Annotated in this window: 24 protein-coding genes and 1 pseudogene; 10 read left to right on the forward strand and 15 right to left on the reverse strand. The window is 37.6% G+C overall.

The window, feature by feature from the left end; translation table 11 throughout:
- Positions 1–22 precede the first annotated feature (22 nt).
- Positions 23–1,303 (reverse strand): urea ABC transporter substrate-binding protein, encoded by a 1,281-nt coding sequence (gene urtA, locus B1R93_RS07120; protein ID WP_342587507.1) that lies wholly within the window; start codon positions 1,301–1,303, stop codon positions 23–25.
- Positions 1,304–1,630: 327 nt separating this feature from the next.
- On the opposite strand from urtA, the gene ureA reads away from it, so the two are divergent.
- From ureA to B1R93_RS07155, 7 genes are all read left to right on the forward strand, one after another.
- Entirely contained in the window at positions 1,631–1,933 is a 303-nt protein-coding gene (ureA, locus tag B1R93_RS07125) for an urease subunit gamma (RefSeq protein WP_088103199.1), read from the forward strand.
- An 11-nt stretch (positions 1,934–1,944) separates the two neighbouring features.
- Positions 1,945–2,319 carry an urease subunit beta gene (gene ureB / locus B1R93_RS07130; RefSeq protein ID WP_088103200.1) on the forward strand — a complete coding sequence of 125 codons (375 nt, stop codon included), beginning with the start codon at positions 1,945–1,947 and terminating at the stop codon, positions 2,317–2,319.
- Positions 2,316–4,031 (forward strand): urease subunit alpha, encoded by a 1,716-nt coding sequence (ureC, locus tag B1R93_RS07135; protein ID WP_088103201.1) that lies wholly within the window; start codon positions 2,316–2,318, stop codon positions 4,029–4,031. Before ureB ends, ureC begins: the two co-directional genes overlap by 4 nt.
- A gap of 549 nt (positions 4,032–4,580) precedes the next feature.
- Positions 4,581–5,087 carry an urease accessory protein UreE gene (locus B1R93_RS07140; protein WP_088103202.1) on the forward strand — a complete coding sequence of 169 codons (507 nt, stop codon included), beginning with the start codon at positions 4,581–4,583 and terminating at the stop codon, positions 5,085–5,087.
- A complete protein-coding gene (locus B1R93_RS07145) occupies positions 5,047–5,739 on the forward strand; it encodes an urease accessory protein UreF (protein WP_088103203.1) in 693 nt (230 codons plus the stop codon). The genes B1R93_RS07140 and B1R93_RS07145 overlap by 41 nt, the downstream gene beginning before the upstream one ends.
- Before the next feature lie 16 nt (positions 5,740–5,755).
- A complete protein-coding gene (gene ureG / locus B1R93_RS07150) occupies positions 5,756–6,388 on the forward strand; it encodes an urease accessory protein UreG (RefSeq protein ID WP_088103204.1) in 633 nt (210 codons plus the stop codon).
- Entirely contained in the window at positions 6,385–7,185 is an 801-nt protein-coding gene (locus B1R93_RS07155) for an urease accessory protein UreD (protein ID WP_088103205.1), read from the forward strand. The genes ureG and B1R93_RS07155 overlap by 4 nt, the downstream gene beginning before the upstream one ends.
- A 219-nt stretch (positions 7,186–7,404) precedes the next feature.
- On the opposite strand, the gene B1R93_RS07160 is transcribed toward B1R93_RS07155, so the two are convergent.
- Positions 7,405–9,465 (reverse strand): beta-galactosidase, encoded by a 2,061-nt coding sequence (locus B1R93_RS07160; RefSeq protein ID WP_088103206.1) that lies wholly within the window; start codon positions 9,463–9,465, stop codon positions 7,405–7,407.
- A 120-nt stretch (positions 9,466–9,585) separates the two neighbouring features.
- Between B1R93_RS07160 and B1R93_RS23910 the strand changes: the two genes are divergently transcribed.
- Positions 9,586–10,206, forward strand: coding sequence for a YesL family protein (locus tag B1R93_RS23910; protein WP_165763749.1), 621 nt, complete (start codon positions 9,586–9,588; stop codon positions 10,204–10,206).
- A 145-nt stretch (positions 10,207–10,351) separates the two neighbouring features.
- Here the strand turns inward: B1R93_RS23910 and B1R93_RS07170 are convergent, their stop codons facing one another.
- The 9 genes and pseudogenes from B1R93_RS07170 to rnhA all read right to left on the reverse strand — a co-directional run bounded on the left by B1R93_RS07170 (position 10,352) and on the right by rnhA (position 18,911).
- Positions 10,352–11,194: a carbohydrate ABC transporter permease gene (locus B1R93_RS07170; protein WP_088103208.1), complete on the reverse strand. Its 843-nt coding sequence runs from the start codon at positions 11,192–11,194 to the stop codon at positions 10,352–10,354.
- A gap of 12 nt (positions 11,195–11,206) precedes the next feature.
- Complete coding sequence (locus B1R93_RS07175) at positions 11,207–12,151, reverse strand: carbohydrate ABC transporter permease (protein WP_088103209.1); 945 nt, start codon at positions 12,149–12,151, stop codon at positions 11,207–11,209.
- A gap of 68 nt (positions 12,152–12,219) precedes the next feature.
- The gene (locus B1R93_RS07180) at positions 12,220–13,542 is read right to left on the reverse strand and encodes an ABC transporter substrate-binding protein (protein WP_088103210.1); all 1,323 of its coding nucleotides are present in this window, start codon (positions 13,540–13,542) and stop codon (positions 12,220–12,222) included.
- Between the two features lie 133 nt (positions 13,543–13,675).
- Positions 13,676–14,702, reverse strand: a pseudogene (locus B1R93_RS07185) (LacI family DNA-binding transcriptional regulator).
- Positions 14,703–15,113: 411 nt separating this feature from the next.
- Positions 15,114–15,470: a catalase-related domain-containing protein gene (locus tag B1R93_RS07190; RefSeq protein ID WP_088103211.1), complete on the reverse strand. Its 357-nt coding sequence runs from the start codon at positions 15,468–15,470 to the stop codon at positions 15,114–15,116.
- Positions 15,471–15,526: 56 nt separating this feature from the next.
- Positions 15,527–15,988, reverse strand: a complete 462-nt coding sequence (locus B1R93_RS07195; RefSeq protein WP_088103212.1) for a TlpA family protein disulfide reductase — start codon at positions 15,986–15,988, stop codon at positions 15,527–15,529.
- Between the two features lie 275 nt (positions 15,989–16,263).
- Positions 16,264–17,631 carry an aldehyde dehydrogenase gene (locus B1R93_RS07200; RefSeq protein ID WP_088103213.1) on the reverse strand — a complete coding sequence of 456 codons (1,368 nt, stop codon included), beginning with the start codon at positions 17,629–17,631 and terminating at the stop codon, positions 16,264–16,266.
- 9 nt (positions 17,632–17,640) lie between these two features.
- Positions 17,641–18,282, reverse strand: a complete 642-nt coding sequence (locus B1R93_RS07205; RefSeq protein ID WP_088103214.1) for a hypothetical protein — start codon at positions 18,280–18,282, stop codon at positions 17,641–17,643.
- A 2-nt stretch (positions 18,283–18,284) separates the two neighbouring features.
- The gene (gene rnhA, locus B1R93_RS07210) at positions 18,285–18,911 is read right to left on the reverse strand and encodes a ribonuclease H (RefSeq protein WP_207634124.1); all 627 of its coding nucleotides are present in this window, start codon (positions 18,909–18,911) and stop codon (positions 18,285–18,287) included.
- A gap of 124 nt (positions 18,912–19,035) precedes the next feature.
- Here rnhA and B1R93_RS23630 point away from each other — a divergent pair, with 124 nt between their 5' ends.
- Together B1R93_RS23630 and B1R93_RS07215 are read left to right on the forward strand one after the other, a co-directional pair.
- The gene (locus B1R93_RS23630) at positions 19,036–19,170 is read left to right on the forward strand and encodes a hypothetical protein (RefSeq protein WP_280949461.1); all 135 of its coding nucleotides are present in this window, start codon (positions 19,036–19,038) and stop codon (positions 19,168–19,170) included.
- 112 nt (positions 19,171–19,282) lie between these two features.
- On the forward strand, positions 19,283–19,534 hold the full coding sequence (locus tag B1R93_RS07215) for a hypothetical protein (protein WP_088103216.1): 252 nt from the start codon (positions 19,283–19,285) through the stop codon (positions 19,532–19,534).
- A 203-nt stretch (positions 19,535–19,737) separates the two neighbouring features.
- Here B1R93_RS07215 and B1R93_RS07220 read toward each other — a convergent pair whose 3' ends face one another.
- From B1R93_RS07220 to B1R93_RS07235, 4 genes are all read right to left on the reverse strand, one after another.
- Positions 19,738–21,444 (reverse strand): putative bifunctional diguanylate cyclase/phosphodiesterase, encoded by a 1,707-nt coding sequence (locus B1R93_RS07220; RefSeq protein WP_088103217.1) that lies wholly within the window; start codon positions 21,442–21,444, stop codon positions 19,738–19,740.
- 204 nt (positions 21,445–21,648) lie between these two features.
- Positions 21,649–21,984, reverse strand: a complete 336-nt coding sequence (locus B1R93_RS07225) for a hypothetical protein (protein WP_088103218.1) — start codon at positions 21,982–21,984, stop codon at positions 21,649–21,651.
- 164 nt (positions 21,985–22,148) lie between these two features.
- Positions 22,149–22,556, reverse strand: coding sequence for a thiol-disulfide oxidoreductase DCC family protein (locus B1R93_RS07230; RefSeq protein ID WP_245308207.1), 408 nt, complete (start codon positions 22,554–22,556; stop codon positions 22,149–22,151).
- Positions 22,557–22,568: 12 nt separating this feature from the next.
- A complete protein-coding gene (locus tag B1R93_RS07235; protein ID WP_088103219.1) occupies positions 22,569–23,330 on the reverse strand; it encodes a YkgJ family cysteine cluster protein in 762 nt (253 codons plus the stop codon).
- Between the last annotated feature and the right edge of the window lie 98 nt (positions 23,331–23,428).

Genomic DNA, 23,428 nt, shown 5'->3' on the forward strand with positions numbered 1-23,428 from the left:
AACCTCTCTTATTCCTCTTCTTTTATTGAGCTATTGAGCTGCTAATTGCACTCGCCCAATCGTATTCCTTTAAGTATGGGTCTGGCTTTACAGGCTCACCTGAATTCCATACTTCCTTAAACTGCCCGTCTGCTTGAACTTCTCCAATACGAACTGTTTTATAAACATGCTGGTTCTCACCATCAATTTTGACCGGTCCACCCGGCGCATTAAACTCAATTCCTGCTGCTGCTTCCTTGACTGCATCAACTTCAGTTGTTCCCGCAGCTTCTGCAGCAAGCGCCCATAAATGCACTGCGAAATAAGCAGCTTCAATAGGGTCCCCGGTTACACGATCTTCACCGTAAGCTTCTTTGTATTTAGCAACAAAGGTCTCATTCTCAGGTGTATCGGTTGTTTGATAGTAATTCCAGCTTGCAAGATGTCCTTCAAGTACATCTGCTCCAATACCACGAATTTCCTCTTCGGCAACACTTACAGAAAGAACTGTAACATCATCTGACGTGATTCCAGCATCGGATAATTGTTTAAAGAAAGCTACGTTACTATCACCGTTTAATGTGTTAAAAATAACTTGTGGTTTCTTTTCACGAATACGCGAAATAATTGTGTTATAGTCCGTATGACCAAGTGGCGTGTATTGTTCATCTACTAGGGTTGCACCATTTTCATCAAGCTGTGCTTTAATAATCGCATTTGCAAGTCTCGGGAATACATAATCAGAACCAAGTAAGAAAAACTCGGTACCTTTGTTCTCTAGTAACCAATCAACCGCCGGAACAATTTGTTGATTTGGAGCGGCCCCAGTATAGAAAATATTAGGGGAATCTTCCATACCTTCGTATTGAACTGGATAGAATAATAACCCGTTATTTTCCTCAAAAACCGGAAGCATCGCTTTTCTACTCGCCGACGTCCAACCACCAAATACAACTGCTACCTCATCTTGTTGTAATAATTTAGTTGCTCTTTCTGTAAATGTAGGCCAGTCTGATGCACCATCTTCGATAACAGGTACCAGCTCTTTACCTAATACACCTCCAGCAGCATTTATTTCCTCAATCGCTAGAAGCTCTGCATCTCGTAAAGATGTTTCACTCATTGCCATCGTTCCACTTAACGAATGTAGAATCCCAACTGCAATTTGTTCATTTTCATCAATTTCTACAACTTCACCAGTATCAACCTCAACATTTTCAGAACCAGTCGTTGAACCAGTAGTATCGCCACCGCCACAAGCCGCTAAGGCAAGTAGTGATATTCCGACTAAAGCCATTTTCCATTTACTAATTAATTTTCTCAAAGTATTACCCCCTCTTTTGTATTTTTTTCACATTTCCGAGAATACCAAGCTTTGTATCACAAAACAGCAATGATGTCATATAACCTAACACAAGAATTTCTTACAAAGATTGTAAGATTATATGGAACAAGCATTACATACACCTCACACCAAATATGTATTTTGTATGCATGTTTTCCCAAAAAACAAAAAACACGACTTTTCTATGACAGACCTATTACCAATCCCACGTCATAAAAGTTGACATATAGGGTTGAGTATTTATAACATGAGGTTTATATTAATAGATAATGATTTTGAATCTTTGAATCAATGAGGTGATAAGCATTGAAATTAAACCCTGTCGAAAAGGAAAAACTCTTTATTTTTATGGCTGGTGAATTAGCAAAACAACGAAAAGAAAATGGAATAAAGCTGAACTATCCAGAAGCTGTGGCTATGATTACTTGTTATGTTTTAGAGGGAGCACGTGCCGGTAAAACAGTTGCAACGTTAATGAAGGAAGGAAAACAAGTCTTAACAGCGGATGACGTAATGGAAGGTATCCCAGAAATGATAGATGATATTCAAGTAGAAGCGACATTTCCCGATGGAACAAAACTAGTAACCATTCATGAGCCCATTCAATAGGAGGACTTATTATGAAACCTGGTGAAATAAAGACACCCACAGGCAATATTGTTATAAACGAAGGAAGAAGGACTAGAACGTTACGTGTTGCCAATACAGGTGATAGACCAATCCAAGTCGGCTCTCACTTTCACTTTGCCGAGGTAAACCGCGACCTAGACTTCAATCGTTCAGACGCTTACGGAATGAGACTTAACATCGCTGCTGGCACAGCTGTAAGGTTTGAGCCTGGTGAGGATAAAATTGTTGAGCTAGTTGACGTCGGCGGTAATAAAGCCATTTTTGGATTAAACGGTTTAACTGAAGGAGAGTTAGAACAAATGCGCCAAGTCTTTTTACAACGTACATCCTCAAGAAACTTTAAAGGCGGTGAACATAAAGAATGAAATTAACTCGCGCTCAATACGCTGCTCTTTACGGCCCAACAGCTGGTGATAAAGTTCGTCTCGCAGATACTGACTTATGGTTAGAAGTAGAAAAAGATTTTACTGTATACGGCGATGAATGCAAGTTTGGTGGTGGGAAGGTTCTTCGTGACGGGATGGGACAAAGCGGGATTCACACTCGTGATGAAGGTGTTCTAGACTTAATTATTACAAACGCAACAATCCTTGATTATACAGGTATCACCAAAGCTGACATCGGTATAAAGGACGGCCGCATTGTTGGGATAGGTAAAGGCGGTAATCCAACAATGATGGATGGCGTTAACGAAAACATGATTGTTGGTGCGGCCACTGAGGCGATCGCCGGAGAAGGATTAATCGTTACTGCAGGCGGTATTGATGCCCACATCCATTTCATTAGTCCGCAACAAGTCGACACCGCGATTTCATCAGGCTTAACAACGATGATAGGCGGAGGAACAGGTCCTGCTACCGGTTCTAAAGCGACGACGTGTACCCCTGGGTTATGGAATATTAGTCGAATGCTTGAAGCAGCAGATTCTTTTCCTGTAAATCTCGGTTTTTTAGGAAAAGGAAACGCCTCCGCTCCAGAACCATTACGCGAACAAGTTGAAGCCGGGGTCATTGGCTTAAAATTACATGAAGATTGGGGGACAACTCCTGCGGCTATTCGGACTTGTCTTGATGTTGCAGACGAGATGGATATCCAGGTCGCGATTCATACCGATACTTTAAATGAAGCAGGTTTCGTCGAAGATACAATTGCAGCCATTGGCGATAGCGTGATCCATACATACCATACGGAAGGCGCTGGTGGTGGGCATGCTCCTGACATTATGAAAATTGCTGCATTTCCAAATGTCCTACCATCTTCAACAAATCCGACTCGTCCATTTACTGTAAACACGATCGATGAACATTTAGATATGCTTATGGTTTGCCATCATCTCGATCCACGCGTCCCAGAAGATGTTGCATTCGCAGATTCACGAATCCGACCTGAAACAATTGCTGCCGAGGACATCTTTCACGATTTAGGGATCATTAGTATTATCTCTTCTGATTCTCAAGCAATGGGGCGCGTCGGTGAAGTGATAACACGCACATGGCAAACAGCAGATAAAATGAAAAAGCAATTTGGTCCTTTAGAAGAGGATGAGGGAAAAGATAATGATAATTTCCGTATTAAACGATATATCGCTAAATATACGATAAATCCTGCTATTACCCACGGAATTAGTCATGAGGTTGGTTCAGTTGAGGTTGGCAAATTGGCTGACTTAGTCATTTGGGACCCTCGTTTCTTCGGGGTAAAGCCAGAGATTATCGTAAAAGGTGGCTTAATTGCTCACGCACAAATGGGCGATCCTAATGCATCTATCCCGACCCCACAACCTGTCTTTCAACGTCCAATGTTCGGTAGCTTCGGAAAGGCTCGTCACGCAACAACGATGACGTTTTTATCTCAAGCAGGCTTTGACAGAGGAGTACATAAAGAACTCGGATTACAAAATAGGATTGGAGTCGTTAAAAATTGCCGAAACATCGGTAAATCATCCATGAAGTTAAATGACGCAACACCTAAAATTGATATCCACCCAGAAACATACGAAGTAAAAGTTGACGGAAACGTCGTAACATGCGAACCATTCAAAACCGTCTCAATGGCCCAAAGATACTTTTTATTTTAGCCAGAAGAAAAAGGAGCGATTTTCTCCTTTTTCTTCTGGCTTGCAAAGAGCGGAGCCGCTGCCTGTTTTTTAGGCAGGAGGTGCCCTTCCCTCCTGACGCGCAGCGAGCGGAGCCTTTGACTTCTTCGAATAGGAGCGCTTTTCTCCTTTTTCTTCTGGCTTGCAAAGAGCGGAGCCGCTGCCTGTTTTTTAGGCAGGAGGTGCCCTTCCCTCCTGACGCGCAGCGAGCGGAGCCTTTGACTTCTTCGAATAGGAGCGCTTTTCTCCTTTTTCTTCTGGCTTGCAAAGAGCGGAGCCGCTGCCTGTTTTTTAGGCAGGAGGTGCCCTTCCCTCCTGACGCGCAGCGAGCGGAGCCTTTGACTTTTTCGAAAAGGAGCGATTTTCTCCTTTTTCTTCTGGCTTACAAAGAGCGCAGCCGCTGCCTGTTTTTTAGGCAGGAGGTGCCCTTCCCTCCTGACGCGCAGCGAGCGGAGCCTTTGACTTCTTCGAAAAAGGAGTGGGGTTCTCCTTTTTCTTCTGGCTTCAAACTACTAAACTAGGAGGATAATTATGAAAATTCATACTGTGATTGGTAACCTTGATACATTCGATATCGGAAACTCTAAAATTGAATGGGTAGAACTCGATTGGGAAGAGTTAAATAAGCGAATTTTACGCAAAAACACGGATAATGGTCGAGAAATTGCGCTTGTATTAGACGAACAAGGGCTTAAATATGGAGACATCTTATATCACGATGCAAAAACAACCATTGTTGTTCAGACAAAGCTTGAACCTGCTTATCTAATTAAACCAAAAAGCATGGCAGAAATGGGCAAGGTTGCATTCGAGCTCGGGAATCGCCATACACCTTGTATCGTAGAAAATGATGAAATTATAGTTAGATTCGATAAGACGTTAGAAGTCATCTTTAACGAAACGGGGGTTGAGTATGTCGAAACAGAAAAGCGTTTTAACCAAGCCTTTAAGTACAAGGGACATCATCACCACCACGCACACACAAACGACCATAAGCATGAGCACGAGACAACTTCTGCAGCTCATGCACATAAATGATTCTGCTTTTCCGATCGGAGCTTATACACATTCTTTCGGAATGGAAACCTACATTCAAAAAAACACAATTTTTAATAAAGATACGTTGCTTGAGTTTTGTCGAACCTTTTTACATGAGAACCTCGCTTTTGGGGATGGGATTTTCGTAAAAGAAACTTGGCAGGCCTTATCAAAAGCCGCACCAATCGACGATATATATAAACTCGACCGACTTTGTCACACTATGAAAATAGCCAAAGAATCACGCCAAGGAAGTTTGAAAATGGGGAGACAGTTTTTAGAAACTGCTACTCCTCTATCTTCATCCGAAATCCTAATCGAATGGCAAAAAGCCGTACAAATCAATAAGACACTCGGTCACCACGCCATTTCATATGGAATTTTCACATATGTGCAAGGTATACCTCAGCACGCAGCAATAAGTAGCTTTCTCTATTCATCCGTTGCTAATCTGATACACAATGCAGTTAGAGCGATCCCTCTAGGGCAAACTGCAGGTGTTCGAGCCATCGAGGAGATTCTACCAGACTGTGAGCAAATTGCACTGGCTATTAATCAGCGTTCACTTGATGATTTATCCAATCAGGCAATCGGTATAGAACTAGCTTCTATGGAGCATGAACATTTATTTACTAGACTATTTATTTCATAATGAAAGGATGATAGACATGAAACCAGTAAGAATCGGAGTTGCAGGCCCGGTCGGTTCAGGGAAAACCGCACTTATCGAGCGCCTAACTCGTGCTATGCACGAAAAATATGAGCTCGGAGTTATTACGAACGACATTTACACTCAAGAGGATGCACAATACTTAACGAAAAATGGTGTACTTGAACCTGAACGTATTATCGGCGTGGAAACAGGTGGTTGTCCACACACCGCCATCCGTGAAGATGCTTCAATGAATTTCGAAGCCATTCACGAGCTTAAAAACCGGTTTGACAATTTAGATATTATTTTTGTAGAAAGTGGTGGCGATAATTTATCAGCTACATTTAGTCCTGAGCTTGTTGATGGGTTTATTTATGTCATTGATGTCGCAGAAGGACAAGATATCCCTCGTAAAGGAGGACCTGGCGTAACCCGCTCTGATTTACTAGTTATTAATAAAATAGACTTAGCCCCTTATGTTGAAGTTGATTTAGCAATGATGAAAGAAGATGCATCACGTGCGAGAGGAGACCGTCCTTTTGTTTTCTCTAATCAAAAGAAAGGGATTGGGATCGACGAGATTATTTCATGGATTCAAGCTCAGCTCTTACTTGAGGATTTTGAACCAGAGGAGCCTTCCCTTTCATGAATGCCCTAGTGCACCAGTCTTTAAATGGAAAACTAGACCTTAAATTTGGCTTCAAAAGAGGGAAAACGAGGTTATTAGACTCCTATCAAAAACCACCGTTGCGTGTTAGTCGCGTTCTTTATCTAAATAATGATGATGTTGCTACAGTCTATTTAGTTGATACTTCAGGAGGAATGGCCGGCGGCGATAGAAACGATATTCGCATTCACGTATCTCCTTCTGCACATGTTCAAGTTATTACCCAATCAGCGACTAAAATTTATCCATCTCGTATTGGGAGTTTACAAACAGAACAATCCATACAGTTAAATATTGAAGATCACGGTCATTTAGTTTGGTATCCAGAGACAACGATCCCGTACAAAGATGCTCGTTTTAAGCAAAATATCTTAATCTCACTTAAACCTCACTCTTCATGCTATTTTGCTGACATCTTATCACCAGGAAGAGAGAGGCATGAAGAGAAATTCCTGTATGACAACGTAGATTCAACAATAAAAATTGACTATGATGATCAGTGTATTGCTTTTGATCGACAAAAGTTCGAACCCGCAACGTTTACTAATCAACAATTAGGACTGCTCGATAACCACTGCTATTATGCAAACGCCTGGTTCTTCAAACCACAACTTGAGATAGAGACTCGATTCATTCAAGAGTCGATAACTAAGTATTCTGATATGCAATTTGCAGTAACTGCACTCGACCCTGTGGGCCTCCATGCTCGTTGGTTAAGTAAAGACCTTTGTGATTTGAAAGAGAGTATGAAAGAGTTCTATGAATTAATAAATACGTAGTACTGAAGCCTTTTTCAAATATCAAGAAACTTTTTCCTGAAGATAATAAAATAGACAAAGCGAGGGCATTGCTCTTCCTAGCGTGACTTTCAAGGAGTTTTTCAGTGGCCTCTGCTTTTCCCTTTTCAATACACTCTAAAGCCCCTTTTAAAATGTTCTGAGGGGCTTTGAGTTTATTTTTTAGATAGAAAAATAGCAAATGAATTTCTTCTTTGAGGTTTAACTCACTTTTAAAATAAAGACTCCATAAGAGCTGATAGAAACTTCACCACTTAGTTCACTATTCGTTATAAGTTCATGAACAGTTTTTCTAATTTCAATTGTTTGTTTTTCATTTGAAAAATTCAATAAGAAAATAAATTTTTCACCGTTTTCAGGGTGTTCCCTTATACTTATTTCAATAGCTTTAGGCAGTTTAATCCAATCAACTGGTGAATGTATTTCTAATCTATCTACTAATTGATTCGTTAGTTCTTCATTAAAAACCCCACCAAAATAATAAGCTTCTCCTTGGCCATAAGTATTTTTTACTAATGCTGGTTTTCCAGAATAAAAACTGCCTTTAAAGCGAGCTAATACTTCTGCATCAGAGGAATATGGATTAATTATCTCATTAAAATCATTCGCCTTTATTTCATCGTTTAAACCATTCGCTTTTTGATTTTCTAGTTCTATCACTGGTGCCTCTTCTTTTGGACCTATTAACGTGTAATCCTCAATAGTAATCCCGCACAAATCACCAATTGGCCCAGGAAATGGCAACATATAGCACTGCCCATTAATATTTTTATATCCCGACCGACAACCGAATATAATTTTCCCACCTTGGCGAACATACTCTTTTAACAATTCTGCCCTTGTTTCAGGAAGGATCGTTGGATGAGGATAGACTAGAATTTTATACTTAAGCAGTTCATCTAAACTAGTCGTATTGTGTATATACAATGCATCAGCTGGAATATGGCTGTATTGAAAAGCTTTAAACCAAGCTTGTAAACTTTTTTTCTCAAATGAACCGTGCCACTTGTCAAGCTCACCGTCCCATTCATTATCGTAATCCTTTACAATCGCTACTTCTGCCCTGTATTTAGAACAAACTAATCGATCTCCTATTCGTTTTAGTTCTTTTCCTATTTGTTCAGCCTCCTTAACTCTTCGATTCGGCTGATTATGATAATCATTAATTCCATGCCAATAGATTTCAGTCCCCATTGTAGCAGTTCTCCAACGAAAATATAGAATCCTATCTGCCCCATGAGCAATTGACTGATATGTCCATAATCTCATTTGGCCAGGCTTTGGAGCCGGTTGCAAAAGGCGATTTACCCATCCGCCGCCCCCTGACTGCTGCTCAAAAACAGCAAAAGTCGGTGAAATGCTTCTGACAACGGATAGATTCCAACTCCACCTGCGATCTAACAAAGGATTAGGAGTGTCATCAGTTATAACATTACCAAAGTTAGGATAGGAATCATAAGCAATAAAATCTAATAAATTACTTGTCATTTGATGGTTATCAATGTGGCCAAATATCCCATTTGTAGTTACCCATTGGTGAGGAGCTAGTTCTTTAATTATTTTCTGTTGAACACCTGCAAACGATATTGCACTATCTGAAATAAACCTCTTTTCATCTAAGGCTTGATGGGGATTAGGTGAATCACTTACCGTTTTTCTCGGAAGAAAAACTTGTTCCCAATCCGTGTATGTTTGACTCCAAAAAACTGTTCCCCATGCATTGTTTAATTCTTTAAGCGTTTGATATTTTTCTTTTACCCATGTTCGAAAGGAGCGGTGATCCGCTTCAGAGTAAAAAACATCCGTCTCACAGTTTAGTTCATTATCTATTTGCCATCCCACTACCGCTGGATGGTCTTTATAATGGGTAACCATTTCTTTGACAATTCTTGCTGACAAATCTTTATAAATAGAAGAATTATAATTATAGTGCCTTCTTTGACCATGCTGATAATTAATTCCTTCTTGAGAAGCATTTAAAACCTCAGGATATTTATGAGTTAGCCATGCAGGAGGGGTTGCAGTCGGCGTCCCTAATACAACCTTTAATCCATATTTATTACAAATATCGATTACCCTATCGAAAAACTCGAAGGAAAATTCCCCCTCATTTGGTTCAAAGATAGACCATGCAAACTCTGCCATTCTAACAATAGAAAAACCCATTTCTTTCATACGTTTAAAATCATTTTCCCACATGTTTTCTGGCCAATGCTCAGGATAGTAGCAAACCCCAAGTTGAAACTCTTTATTTTGCAACATATTTTTTCTCCTTTCAATTACGAAGATATTTAGTTCTACGCTATAAAATAGTTCTCTTTTTTTTCAAGGACATATATGTTATTTTTGAAAGATGAATTATACAAAAGTGAGGTGATGCGAATGAATATTTTTAGCGGGCTATTTAATAGTAGATTTCATCAAATTTTGGAGCTTATTACGAGTTTTTTTATCTTAAATATTCTCTTTGTCCTCACATGCCTTCCCATAATCACGATATTCCCCGCTACTGCAGCTTTATTTGGAGTCGTTCGAGAGTGGAGACGAAATAAAGATTATTCAGCAATTTTTAATAATTACTTTCGGTATTTTAAAGAAAACTTTAAAACTAGCTTTATAATAGGGCTTATATGGAGCCTTTTAGTAATTTTACTAGTCCTCGACTTTTGGCTAATTCAAGATATTAATTCTTTTTTTAGATTTATTCTTTATCCAGTCTTTTTTTTCTTAGGTTTATTAGTAGTATTTACAACTCCTTATTTATTTCCAGTTATGGTTCATTTTAATTTCAACACCATAAATGTAATAAAAAAATCAATGCTCTTTTCATTACATTACTTACCAACTACGCTTCTTCTTATTTTAACTGTTGGATTATGCATAGGTTTGTTCGTAGTGTTTCCTATTAGTTTTTTAGGTGTTTTTAGTATAGGATCCTATGTTATCTTCACTATTTGTTACCGATCATTTACTAAGGCGACTAATAAAACAGAGAACTCTTAAAAAGGGGTTGCTTCAAAAGCATAAAGCGTGCACAGCAATGGCTTCGTCCGCTACTCATTGCATGAAGGCTGTGCCAAACAACCTTTTGGCACAGCCTCTTTTAGGCAACGACAGGTTTCCTCCTGTAATCCCCCGCTTTTTCTCATTAATTCTTAACAGATCCTTCTGTTAAGCCAGCAATAAACTGTTTACTAAAAATTAAAAAGACTATTAGAATTGGGATTGTAGCCATAAATGTACCGGCTAAAATCATAGAAAAATCTTTATAATATGCACCGTTTAATAAGCGTAGTGCAATTTGAATGGTGTGGACACTAGAATCCTTTAAAACAACAAGCGGCCATAGAAAATCGTTCCACACTTGCATATAAGTAATTAAACCTAAAGTCGCTATTGCTGGACGAACTGCCGGGACTACAATGTTCCAATATAAACGGAAATTTGATGCTCCGTCAATTCTACCTGCATCTAACAATTCATTTGGAATTGTTGCTGTAATATATTGTCGCATCCAAAATACACCGAAAGCGTTTACAGATGCTGGTATTATAATTGCTCGCAGATCATTAATCCAGCCTAATTTACTAATAATCATATATGAAGGGATTAACCCCAACTGAATCGGAACCATCATCGTTCCAATAATAAAGATGAATAAATATTTTTTCCCCGTGAAATTTAACTTTGCAAAAGCAAAACCAGCCAAGGAACAAAAGAATAAAACAGATACAGTTATTGCTGTTGAAACGACAAATGAGTTAAAAAGCGCTCGTAGAAAGTTAATATTCTCAAAAACCTTACTAGCATTCTCAAAAAAATTTAAACCCGGAAACAACGCTGGAGGAAAGTTGTTAACAGCAGCAGTTGTATTTGAACCAATAACAAACATCCAATAAAAAGGAAAGATCGAAAGAAATGTCATGACCGTTAATAACGCATAAACAAAAATTCTACCAGGTGCAAGTGTTTTAACCCCAACCTCTTTCATTTACTCACTTCCTTACTCAACAGATTTAATTTTATTGGTAATATATAAATTTATTAACGAGAATACAACAATAATCAAAAATAAAACCCATGCTATAGCGGATGCATAACCAAATGAATTCCGAACAAATGCCTCTTCATATAAATAAAGAGTAACTGTTAGCCCTTGGTCAAGTGCACCTCCACCCGGTCCATTAAACAACATCGGTTCAGCAAAGATTTGCATCCCTCCAATTGTTGATAAAATGACCGTAAAAATAATCATTGGACGAATCATGGGAACCGTTATATTAAAGAACTGCTGTACTTTAGTTGCACCATCGATTGTCGCTGCCTCATATAAATCCTTTGGGATACTCTGCAGTGCTGCTAAATAGATGACCGCATTATAACCTGTCCATCTCCACATGACCATTGCCGCAATCGCTAAATGAGATCCTATATATGTCCCCTTCCAGTTAATAGGGTCAATTCCAATAAAGGACAATAAATAATTTAAAACACCATATTTTTGAGCAAAAATGGCATCAAATATAATCGCAACAGCAACAACTGATGTGATATTAGGTAAAAATACCGCGAGACGGAAGAACTCTTTACCTTTTAAAAATGCTTGGTTTAATATAAATGCTAGTACGAGCGCTAAAAATAACTGAGGAATGGTTGAAAGTATCCAAATACTAAATGTATTCCCAATCGTTTTCCAAAATAATGGGTCTGTAAAAAGCCAAATATAATTTTGAAAACCAATAAACTCCTTAGTACCAAGGACATCCCAACTATGAAATGAAATATATGCTGTAAAAATAATCGGAAAAACACCAAATATACCAAACAAAATAAAAAATGGAGCAATATAAAGATAACCGGAAATATGATCCTTCTTGCTTTGAGTTAAGCTTTTTTTACCCTTGTGAATTACGGTTTTATGACGTTGAATTTCCGTCTTTCCACTCATCTATTTCACCCTTTCAGTTATATAATGAGAGACTGATATTAGGAAACTATCAGTCTCTCATTATAAATTTAGCGTCTCAACTGTCTTTCTAACTGCTTCATCGCTTGCTGCCAGCTGTCATCTGGAGTAGCTTGACCGTCTTCAACTCTCTTAACAGCATCAAGAATGGCTTCCTCAATTTGAATTGATGCAGGACCTTCGTGTACTAATTTAACTTCTTTAGCCGCCTCACCAAATAGTTGACCTAACGGTGCACCACTATAGTATTCAGAGGTAAAGTTTTGCAAGTCTTCACTTTCATAGATACTAGGTGTCGAAGGAAAGTTTCCATTGTTTTGGAATGTTACAAGCTGTTGCTCAGGAGAAAGTAACCATTTAATTAACGCATACGCTTCTTCAGGATGTTCTGATTGCTTTGGAATCGTTAAGAATGAGCCACCCCAGTTCCCTGAGCCTTCAGGTAATGGCGCCATATCCCATAAACCAGCTGCATCTGGTGCATTTTCTTTCATGAATCCAGTCATCCAAGCTGGTGTTAATACTGTGGCAAAATCACCATTGGTCATACCAGCTCCCCACTCAGTAGACCATTGCTCAAAACCAGAAGTTAACCCTTTTTCAATTGCCTCCATCGTAATAGAATACGCTTTTTCAATTTGAGGATTTTCCTCTATGACTACATTTCCTTGTTCATCATAATACTTATTTTCGCCTTGCCCCTCGATTACTGAATATAAGCCTTGTGCAGAATCGATCATTGCAGCTCCTGTTTTTTCTTTAATTTGTTCCCCAAGTTCAATCCAGTCATCCCAAGTTTGAACTAACTTTGCTACTTCTTCTCGGTCTGTTGGTAAGCCAGCTTTTTCAAACACATCAAGACGATATGACATTGTTTGAGGACCAATATCAGTAGGAATCCCTAATAAAGTTCCGTCTAGGGCCATCGCTTGTTGCCATTTCCAATCTAAATAATCACCCTCTATTTCATCAGCCCCAAGGTCTAGTAGATTATAGAAATGTTCAGGATTCGCACTCATTTTATTAATGCCTTTAACTTCAACAGCTGAAATATCTGGAGCCCCACTACCCGCTGCTAAGGCTGTTGTTAGATTACTATGGACATCTGCAAATTCCGCTAGCTGTATGTCAACTTCAATCCCATTTTCATCTGCATATTGTTTAATTTGATCTTCTATCCCCATCCCTGGCCATAGCCATACGACTAACTTTACTTGTTCCTTTTTATCGTTATCGGAAGACGCTTTTTCTTCATTGTTACCAATATCATTAGTATTGTTAGTTGGTTCATTAGAATTACTACACCCCACAACAGCTAACAGCAAAATACTGACCATTATGACAAAAAACTTTTTCGTCCATTGCTTTTTCATAACACATTCCCCCTTTTAATTAATGAGAAACAACCGTCAAAATTAAGCGTTTTCAATGCTGTTTATCGAAATCGGTTTCGTAATCAAATCCCCCCTTTCTAATAAGATTTTTAAGCGATATTTTTAAAATTTTTTATCCCTTTGACATGTTTAAAGCTGTACCGCAGGAAGACCTTATAATCAGCTTCGGATCTACTAAAATAGAGCTTGAATCAGTTAAACCAGAAATGATATCCATTAGCATACGAGCTGCTAAAATACCAATTTTTTCTTTTTCTTGCCTAATTGTCGAAAGCGCTGGATCGCTATACATACACGCTTCAATATCATCACAACCAATGACCTTAATATCAAACGGTACTTGTAAACCTTGCTCTTTTACCGCTTTAATAACTCCCAAGGCCATGATATCTGAAATCGCAAAAATTGCTTCAGGGATACGGCTCTAGAGATAATATTTTTTTCGTGGCCTCGTAAGCACCTTTTTCAGTAAAATCCCCTCTTACTATCCATTCATTTTTAATTTGTAAGTTAAATTGTTTCATTGCTTTTATAAATCCATCTTTTCTAAGTTTTTCAACATACGCCTCTTTCGTACCACCAACATATGCTATACTTCTAATTGAATTAATATAAAAATGTTCAACGACCTGGAAAGAAATTTTTGTATTATCTGTAGCTATATAACTTGACTTTGTCCCATTTAATTCGATATCTACTCCTACACAAGGGACGTTACTTTGTACTAGATCATAAATTGAAGGTTTAATTTCATCACCAGTTATAATCAAACATCCATCTACGCCAAAGTATCTACATCTCGCTAAATAATCTTCACTTTCAAATCTTTCATTTGAAAAGACTAAAAGATCATAGCCCATTGCACCAATCACCTTTTTAAATGCATTTATAACCTCATTAAAAAACGGATGATTTAAGCCAACTTCCTCCTTTCCTGCATAAACCAACCCAATTAGGTAGGATTTTTTTGTTGCTAATGTTTTAGCAGAGAAGGTAGGTCTATACCCTGTTTCTTGAATAATACTTAAAACTTTATTTTTTGTTTCTATGCCAATACCTTCATAATTATTGATTACCTTCGAAACGGTTGCTGGAGATACCCCAGCCATTTTTGCTATATCGCGTATAGTTAGCTTCATTTTAAACACCTTCCCAAATAAAAGGATTGTAAAAGTTCTCTTCTAAAATTACATTTTTAGAAAGCGGTTTCGAAAAGCCAGAATTTCCTCCAAAGGTAGCTTCTTTGAATTATATTTTGTTCAACGTTTGAAAGCGCTTTCCATTATTGTAATTAAATACTATGATCAACTAGTTTGAATTACAATACTTTTCTGACTTCTTTTTCTGACAATAGTTAATATAATTCGACCTCTTTCAAGATATATTGTTAATTGAATTCTTTAGATAAAAAGTATTTTAGCGAAATTTCTGCTAAAATATATTCTTTAAAGCAAAAAAAGCGATTTCCAAATGATTTTAACTAGATTTTAATATTACTTCATTTAAACAAAAAACCCCATGTCGTCCAACATGAGGTTTTTTGTTTAGCCTTATTTAGTTAGGTGTTGTAAATATGGGCTAATGTCTATATTAAGCCCAGCAGCTAGACGTTTACCGAGTTCATCATCAGCACGGTAGAAGTTACATATGGCCAGCAATTGAGCTTGCTCTCCAACAGCCTGCAAATCATTTATAAGATTCTTAACAAGAGTATCTTGCACCTCTTTCGAATGGCTACGATAGATTCTACCCGCTTGACCGAAGTTATTCGTCTTCTCAAATTTCTGTCTTCCAGTTACACCTTGGATTGGAGTTTGCGGATCCGTATAAGCACCATCTTCCTTTGGTGTATCTTCATAACGATTCGGTTCATAGTTAATACTACTTAGTTGTTGTTTAAACGCCATCGCACCGTCACCCTTTTTAATAGATTCCAATCTTATCAATGGTGTTATTTAACAATTCATTTCACAGCTGAATCTTCTATGCCTAAGACACGGTTGACTTTTTTTCGAAGCATATCCATTCCGCTGCCCCCGGCTTGGAAATGTCTAAGCTTCCCTTCACTATCAAACACATAATAGGCAGGAACGTATTTATTTTCAAATGCATCAGTCAGCTTATGTTCACTATCAACGTAAATAGGTTGTATAATATCATGACCTTGAGCCATCGCCTCAATAACAGCCATATCAAGATCCTTTTCCGAACGTGGCATATGAACGGCAATTACATTTAATTCGTCCTCATATTCATCACGGAATTCATTAATTTCTGGCATTGCCTCCTTACAAAGTCCACAACTTACAGACCAGAAATGGATTAGTGTCGCCTTCCCACTCTCCATAAGCTCTTCCTTAGTAAATTCTCCATTTAACCATTTTGTTGCTCCAGATAGTTCTGGCATCTCTTCTCTTAAACGCATGAAAACTCTCTCCTTCTCTAACAAGTGTCGTACATTTAATGATTTGAATTCTGTACCATACGCTTGTCTATAACAAATGTTTATTTATAATTATTATTACTTGATTGCATTTATCATTCTACACACCTAGAAAAACGGTGTCAACAGTTATTTGTAATTATTTTAATTAAACAATGAAAATCATTTAATTGAAGTTCTATTCTAGAAGTATTTTTCAGCCAAAAAAAAGAGGTATTTAAAAGCGTACTTCCACCTTTAATACCTCTTTCTAGAACCTATTTAAATAGCTTACGTAATAATGCCAGTGCCACTTTTCCTTGCTTGTAGCGTATTGGCAAATCAAACGCTGTTGTTTGCTTGAGAATGCTTTTCCGATGAGAGAACGTATTGAAGCTTTCATAACCATGATACGCTCCCATTCCACTTGCCCCCACTCCTCCAAAGGGTAAATGAGGTGTAGCAAGATGCAATATCGTATCATTTACACAGCCTCCCCCAAAGGAAAGTCCATGAATAATTTTTTGTTCAATCTCTTTATTCTCAGTAAATACATAAAGAGCTAATGGGTTCGGTTGTTCTCGTACTAAATATAAGACTTCTTCTATTTTTTGATAAGGTATAATCGGCAAAATCGGTCCAAAGATTTCTTCCTTCATAATATTCGAATCAAGAGACACATTCGTTAAAACCGTTGGAGAAAGTACACAATCCTCTTCCTTAAAATGTCCACCTAGATAAATATCCCCATCATCAAGAAAAGACAAAAGCCTTGTAAAATGTCTGTTTGTCACAATCCTTGGATATCGATTCCGCTCAAAGCTTGCAGTAAACAACTGATCAATGTATTGATTTAGCTTAGAAAGAAATTGCTCTTTTATTTGCTCATGAACGAGGACATAATCCGGCGCAACACAAGTTTGACCTGCATTAATAAACTTTCCCCAAGCAATCCGTTTTGCAGCTAAGTCTAGCTTAGCATCCTCGTGTACAATCGCAGGGCTTTTTCCACCTAGCTCGAGTGTTACTGGTGTTAAATGCTTGGCCGCTGCTTCCATTACAGCTTTTCCTACATTTACACTCCCCGTAAAAAAGATATAATCGAACGGTTCCGCTAATAGCTGCTGACTTGTTTCAACAGCACCTTCTACAACCGTGAAATACTCATCTGAAAAGGTATCCCTGACGATTTCACTTAAAACACTTGACGTGTGAGGAGTAAATTCAGAAGGCTTTAACACAACACAATTACCAGCAGCTAACGCCCCAATAACTGGAGCTAACGCGAGCTGAAGAGGATAGTTCCAAGGAGCAATTATTAACGCAACACCATATGGCTCATGATAAATATAGCCTTTGGACCCAACATGAGAGGTTGCGGTTTTCACTTTCTTTGCTTTCGTCCATTCAGGCAAATGCTTAATCATATAAGATAGCTCTTGATATAATGGCCCCATTTCAGTTAAAAAAGCTTCCTCATACGACTTATTTAAATCATCATTTAATGCCTGCAACAATTTTTTTTCATTATTCTTGAGCATAGTCGAAAAGCACTTTAGCTGCTTTATACGAAAACTATATTCCTTCGTTATTCCGGAATAAAAAAATTGCTTTTGTTTTTCACGTAACCTAGTATATGATTTCATGGTACCTCACTAAAGATAAAATAATAAGCTTGCCATAATCAGGGAAAAAACGCCTGATGAGACATGTAATAGAACTCTTCCTTTAAACTTTTGCCCTTTTCGGTACAGCATTAATGCCTGGACAAGCTGGTTGTGAACATACTTAGAGCTAGGAAGCTTGCGATATTTTTTTAATTCGACACTCACATCATTATTATCACTTTCCGGGTCCATACTTCCTTTACATGTTACAACAATGGTTGCATTCCCGTGATCCACCAATTGAAAATGATAAGAATTTTTCTCAAGTATTGCGCTTTTTTTAGCCTTCCCTTCAAAGGGAATTTCCAACCTTTCTAACACAATCGTTACAACCTTCACAACATCCAGCCAAGAGCTTTTATATACGGTAATCTTCGGCAGCCTAAAGAATGTTTTGATTGAAAAATAACCGACTAACAGAAAAAGACAGAAAAACAATAATCCTTCATAGGGAGTAGGCTCTCGATAATCAAACGGTACTGATAATAATCCGATTAAACTTAGTAAGACATATTGAAGAAAGGATTCACGCTCTACTCCGTTTTTCTTCGGAATGAACAGCGCATTTACTATCACGATAATCCCAACTATAACGAATAAAATACTTAACACCATCTTCTGCTCGTTCATCTTTACTTTCTCCCATAATCCGCCTTAATCTCCCCCCATTTTTCCGTTTGCCATTTCAAGATTTTATTTGAATATGTATGATTTTGCAGCCACGCTTCCGCTCTATCCATGAGTGACCATATATAGGCGGTCTGCTCATTTCGCTCTAATGTAGATTTTGCTTTCTTTTGTTTCACCCACTTAATCGCTGTCATTGAATCAGAATAAATGGGCATGTCGCTCCCTTTTTCCTTTAAATAAGCGAGACCGTGAACAATCGCAAGAAACTCACCCATATTATTTGTTCCAATATGAATTTCATCATGAGCAAATAAAACTTCTCCCGTTTTTGTATGTACGCCTTTGTACTCAACGATCCCCGGATTGCCTCGACACCCGACATCGACAGAAATACTATCCCAAATAACCTCGTCAGTCGCAGACTCAATTATCGGTTTACTTTTTGCCTTGTTTTTCGGCCCTTTCGCAGAGACCCCTCCCCCAGCAAAGGCAGCTTTAGCCTCAGCTTCAGAGGGAAAAGATTTAAACTTTGCTCCTGCATACCCCTTTACTTGAGCTTCACATTCTGCCCAAGAAGTAAATATTCCTTTTTTCCGGCCATTCCAAACGACGTAATATTTTTTTGCCATTATAACACCTCTATTTTTCGTTTAACTGTGCATTTATAAATTTTCTCGTCTTTCTCATATTTTACGGCTTCATTAGAAATAGTAACAATGAATTCTTTTTTTAACAATGAAAGGGGGCTATAAGATGACCAAACGCAAACAAGCAAATAAAGCTCTTACTAATAACCAAACTCCAACCGAAAGTATGTTTAATGAAGAAGTAGCAAGTGAAATGATTGATAATGGCTCAAACAAAGCAAATAAAAAAAGGAAAAAGTAACAAAAAAAGATAATTCAAATTCCAGCTTTGGTTTTTGAATTATCTTTTTTTATGAAGTATAAACTCTTTGAAATTTTCCGAAAATGATAAAAAAATCTTTGGAGGAGTTTTTATGAAAGTTACCATTAACCGTAAACGCTCGGTCCAAGAAGCTGGTGACATCATTAGTACAAAAAAAGAAAAATTGTACGCGATTATTGAAGACGATGGTGAAAAATACCCTTATCACCTTGTTTGCTTAGAAAAGTTTGTCATTATTCAAAGCTATGATACCCTACCGTCAAATAAAGAACTTGAAGAAGATATTGGCGAAAAACTAGAAGGAATCTATCAGCATCATGATTCTCATATCACGCTTAATTAAGGAGCTGCTTAACGAAAACTAGGATGTCCAAAAGAGGGCATTGAAAAAGGGGGCTTTTCCCTTATTCAATGCCCTTTAAGTAACGTGCGAAGCCATTACTTCTTCTTTAAGTTCCAAGAAGTAGTTTTTCAGTAGCCTCTAGTTTTTACCTTTTTCATCGGCTTCGTCCAAAAGGCCGTTCTTAACCTTTTGGGCCATCCCAGTTATTCCGTCGTGAATTTCCCCTCTTGTCGATATTTTTCAAGAAGATGGATCATTTTTTGATAAGGGAGTGGCTTTGAGTAAAAATAGCCTTGCACCTCATCACAACCCATTTGCTCTAAAAACTCCAATTGTTCTTTCGTCTCGACAGCTTCACCTACTACACGAAGATTTAGGGCATGAGCTAAATAAATCGTAGCATTTACAATTGCTTTATGCTTTGGATCTTTTTCAATTTCTCGAATAAACATCTGATCAATTTTCAAACAATCAACTGGAAAATCCTTTAAATATGCAAGAGAAGAGTAACCTGTCCCAAAATCATCAACTGATATTTCAAGACCTAGCGACTTTAATTGATCTAAAATCGAGATTACGACTTTCGCATCATTTACACTAACAGTTTCAGTAATTTCAAGGTTTAATAAGTGAGCAGGCAAATTAGTTTCCTCTAAAATTTGCGCAATGATATCCGATAATCCATGCTGTAAAAACTGTTTTGCTGACAAATTTACACTCATTCTAATTTCAGGATGACCTGAATCAAGCCATTGTTTTAAAGTAGAACAAGCTGTCCTAATGACCCATTCGCCAATTGGAATAATTAAATTTGTTTTCTCTGCAATATCTAAGAAAACCTGCGGTGAGACAACCCCTAACTTCGGATGATTCCATCGAATTAAAGCTTCTACACCAATAAGACGATTTGTACTTACCTCAATTTGCGGCTGATAATAAAGTTCAAATTCATCGTATTCTAAAGCCTTGTTTAAATAGCTCTCCAATTCGAGCCGTTTTAAGGCGCCCTCATTCATCCCATTATTATAAAAGACGGCTTGATTTTTTCCTTTTTCTTTAGCCACATACATCGCGGCATCAGCATTTTTAATCATATCTTCTAGAGTAGAAGCATCGTCTGGATAAATTGAAATTCCTACGCTCGCCTTTAAAAATATTTCAAAGCCATCTACTAAGTATGGCTTTTTAAACATACTGTAAATACGCTTCGCAAATTTTTCTAAAACCTCCTGTTCAGTAACCCAAGGGAGGAAAATGAGGAATTCATCTCCCCCCATTCTACATACAAAAAAATCCGCAAAGTTCTTTTTTAACTTTTGACTTACATATCTTAAAATTTTATCACCAGTGTTATGTCCTAAACTATCATTCACATATTTAAAGTCATCTAAATCGAAATAGATGATCGCATACCCTTTTGCTAAAATATCATCGGTTTTTGATAAATAGGTTTCTAAGAAATATCGATTATATAATCCGGTAAGGGAGTCACTTATTGCAATTGATCGTAATTCGAGAGCATAGTTTAGAAACTTGACCATTGTCTTTATAACGAGACGATGCGTATCAGTTACTTCTTCTGTTGCAGGATAGACAATCGTTAATGTTCCAAACATTTCCTTATTTGATAAATACAAAGGTTTACTTATTAATTGCCCTCTATCTGTAGAAGCAATGATTTCCCTCTCCTCATACTCCTCTTCACTCCAAATAAATTGAAGCATATCAACTTCATTTTCAAATAAGTTCTTTGCATGTGTATAATGTATCGTATTCATCTCACAAATCCCATATAAAAAGCGAAAACGGTTTCCATCTTTTTTTGTTATGTAAATATGAGTTGCTTGAAGTGTACGATTTAGCAGTTGCAAAATATCATGCGCAACTGTACGGAAGTTCATCCTTGTCATTCTCTCACCTACGCTCCGACATTTTCTTGTCGCTTCCGTTCCATTTCAAAATAAAATATTTGTAAAAAAATGATATATATTATCATAGTATTATAGACATATGTCGACATTCAACAACTTTTTAAGCTATTTATCAGTTGAGCATTTGCAATTTTATTTTAAAGAAAAGCCCTTAAGCAGCGCTTTAAGGGCTTTAATTATAGACTATTCATTTTGCGAGGATTGTTCTGCTTCGATTTCTTGTTCTTCATACCAATTATCTAACACCTTCGCATCTAAAACACGAGACTCAATATAAGTGATTTGCTTTTCTAGAAACGACGATTTCCAGTCCAATCCTAGATCAGAAACAATTCTAACAACAGTTAAAAGCTCTTGCCATGCCACATAACGTTTATACCAAAAGAATTGTGGCTGCTCTGTCATATATGGATACAGGTCATCAAACTCCGTATGCTTACAATCGATGGTACGCTCAAATTGACGTTTCGCTGCAGCTAGCTGTTCTTCAAAATAGGCTTGCATATTCTTCTCTTCCATGAACGTTCCCCTCCTAAAAAAGCAAAAGCATTCATACGCTTTTCTTATTTTCTCTTACGTCTATAATAACACGTCTTCTAGTGATTCAAAACTTATATAAATAAGAAATTGTTGTAAATTTTTTAAGCTATTATCGTTCTATCAGTGCTTGATTACAATTGAATTTATTCCAAAAAGCGCTGTCTTTCCTCTCGTGTTGGAAGGCGACAGTTCTCACTTTTTTTAAAGAATCGGTGACGATTTTTTGCAACTAAACGATATAACCGGTGTCGAATAACTGGAGGAATAAACCGAAGCAAACGTCCGAACTGCCATGGCCAAGGAAGCTTCGGAATAATTTGCAATACGGCATCCGAGTAAATAAAGGCCCGGTCGCTTTCAATCACGATTAGTGAATCAATGTCTTCAGGTATTTTGTATTTTTCTTTTAGTTGTTTGCCTACATCTGACTGGGAGGAGGTAAATTTATAAAATTGGTCTTTATCTCGTTTTAATAGAAATTGCACAGCGGTATGACACATCGTGCAAGAACCGTCAAAAACAATAACCCCTTCTACCTTACCCTTCATCATCCTCGCGCTCCTTTACTTGAACACACCTCGGTTTATAAGCTCTTCCTTTAAAAGGAGGGGCAAGTACTGAACCTCCATTACATCTGCCGGATAGGAAAATCCTAACTCCGTATCATCAACTACCTCTAATATCGTTTGAATAATTTCGTCCATACCTTGAACATAAAAGTTATGCAAAAATTCATAGCTTATTGGTTCCTTTGGTACATGCTGTTCCGAGCATACCTTTGGCGGTACATAATTCATATACGTACGACATGGAGTCGGACGAACCTCATAGGCCAAGCAAGTATTTGTCTGTTCATCCAACAACATGCACGGTAGGTTTAGCTTTTTATATTGGTGTTTAAAGTTTACATCCTTTTGATAATCGAGATCTTTTATTTGTTCAAGTTGGGGAGCGAACGTCTTTACATACTGTTGAAAATGCTCCATCATTTTTTCTTTTCGTTCAAGAGGCAATTGCTCGATATACTGCAGCATTAATTTAACTTCTAGTTTTGTCACCATAATCGGAAAATAGCAGCAATGAGCACAACCTATTTCACAGCTTTTATTTAATCCTACTTCTTTTTCAATGACCTTTATTTCTTCATCAACATGCGATAAAACGTGCTCAAATCCTTTTACTAAGACGTCCTTCACATGATGTCCTTCGCTGGATTCAAGAAACTCATCAACTTTATTATAAAAAGATTCCTCATAATCATAGCTTCTTTCATTCATAACACGAACTTTCTCTTTCATTTTATCAAAATTCAAATAATGTCTCAAAATGTCAACTCCCTTACATACCTTCTTTTATCGTAGTGGATTTCAACCTCTTATTCCACCAATTTTTCTAATCTGGAAATTGTTTACAGAATATTCAG

Origin of the sequence: Halalkalibacter urbisdiaboli, from assembly GCF_002156385.1 — a bacterium.
GTDB classification, from domain to species: domain Bacteria; phylum Bacillota; class Bacilli; order Bacillales; family Bacillaceae_D; genus Halalkalibacter_A; species Halalkalibacter_A urbisdiaboli.

Excerpts from the sequence above, each read along its gene's own strand:
- B1R93_RS07205 (WP_088103214.1), bottom strand. The coding sequence starts at position 18,282 with ATGAACGAGCAGAAGATGGTGTTAAGTATTTTATTCGTTATAGTTGGG.
- B1R93_RS07200 (WP_088103213.1), bottom strand. The coding sequence starts at position 17,631 with ATGAAATCATATACTAGGTTACGTGAAAAACAAAAGCAATTTTTTTAT.
- B1R93_RS07215 (WP_088103216.1), top strand. The coding sequence starts at position 19,283 with ATGAAAGTTACCATTAACCGTAAACGCTCGGTCCAAGAAGCTGGTGAC.
- B1R93_RS23910 (WP_165763749.1), top strand. The coding sequence starts at position 9,586 with ATGAATATTTTTAGCGGGCTATTTAATAGTAGATTTCATCAAATTTTG.
- ureB (WP_088103200.1), top strand. The coding sequence starts at position 1,945 with ATGAAACCTGGTGAAATAAAGACACCCACAGGCAATATTGTTATAAAC.
- B1R93_RS07195 (WP_088103212.1), bottom strand. The coding sequence starts at position 15,988 with ATGCGTTTAAGAGAAGAGATGCCAGAACTATCTGGAGCAACAAAATGG.
- B1R93_RS07230 (WP_245308207.1), bottom strand. The coding sequence starts at position 22,556 with ATGATGAAGGGTAAGGTAGAAGGGGTTATTGTTTTTGACGGTTCTTGC.
- B1R93_RS07180 (WP_088103210.1), bottom strand. The coding sequence starts at position 13,542 with ATGAAAAAGCAATGGACGAAAAAGTTTTTTGTCATAATGGTCAGTATT.
- B1R93_RS07225 (WP_088103218.1), bottom strand. The coding sequence starts at position 21,984 with ATGGAAGAGAAGAATATGCAAGCCTATTTTGAAGAACAGCTAGCTGCA.
- B1R93_RS07145 (WP_088103203.1), top strand. The coding sequence starts at position 5,047 with ATGAGCACGAGACAACTTCTGCAGCTCATGCACATAAATGATTCTGCT.
- B1R93_RS07155 (WP_088103205.1), top strand. The coding sequence starts at position 6,385 with ATGAATGCCCTAGTGCACCAGTCTTTAAATGGAAAACTAGACCTTAAA.
- B1R93_RS07170 (WP_088103208.1), bottom strand. The coding sequence starts at position 11,194 with ATGAAAGAGGTTGGGGTTAAAACACTTGCACCTGGTAGAATTTTTGTT.
- B1R93_RS07140 (WP_088103202.1), top strand. The coding sequence starts at position 4,581 with ATGAAAATTCATACTGTGATTGGTAACCTTGATACATTCGATATCGGA.
- B1R93_RS07220 (WP_088103217.1), bottom strand. The coding sequence starts at position 21,444 with ATGACAAGGATGAACTTCCGTACAGTTGCGCATGATATTTTGCAACTG.
- rnhA (WP_207634124.1), bottom strand. The coding sequence starts at position 18,911 with ATGGCAAAAAAATATTACGTCGTTTGGAATGGCCGGAAAAAAGGAATA.
- B1R93_RS23630 (WP_280949461.1), top strand. The coding sequence starts at position 19,036 with ATGACCAAACGCAAACAAGCAAATAAAGCTCTTACTAATAACCAAACT.
- B1R93_RS07190 (WP_088103211.1), bottom strand. The coding sequence starts at position 15,470 with ATGGCGTTTAAACAACAACTAAGTAGTATTAACTATGAACCGAATCGT.
- ureC (WP_088103201.1), top strand. The coding sequence starts at position 2,316 with ATGAAATTAACTCGCGCTCAATACGCTGCTCTTTACGGCCCAACAGCT.
- B1R93_RS07175 (WP_088103209.1), bottom strand. The coding sequence starts at position 12,151 with ATGAGTGGAAAGACGGAAATTCAACGTCATAAAACCGTAATTCACAAG.
- B1R93_RS07160 (WP_088103206.1), bottom strand. The coding sequence starts at position 9,465 with ATGTTGCAAAATAAAGAGTTTCAACTTGGGGTTTGCTACTATCCTGAG.
- ureG (WP_088103204.1), top strand. The coding sequence starts at position 5,756 with ATGAAACCAGTAAGAATCGGAGTTGCAGGCCCGGTCGGTTCAGGGAAA.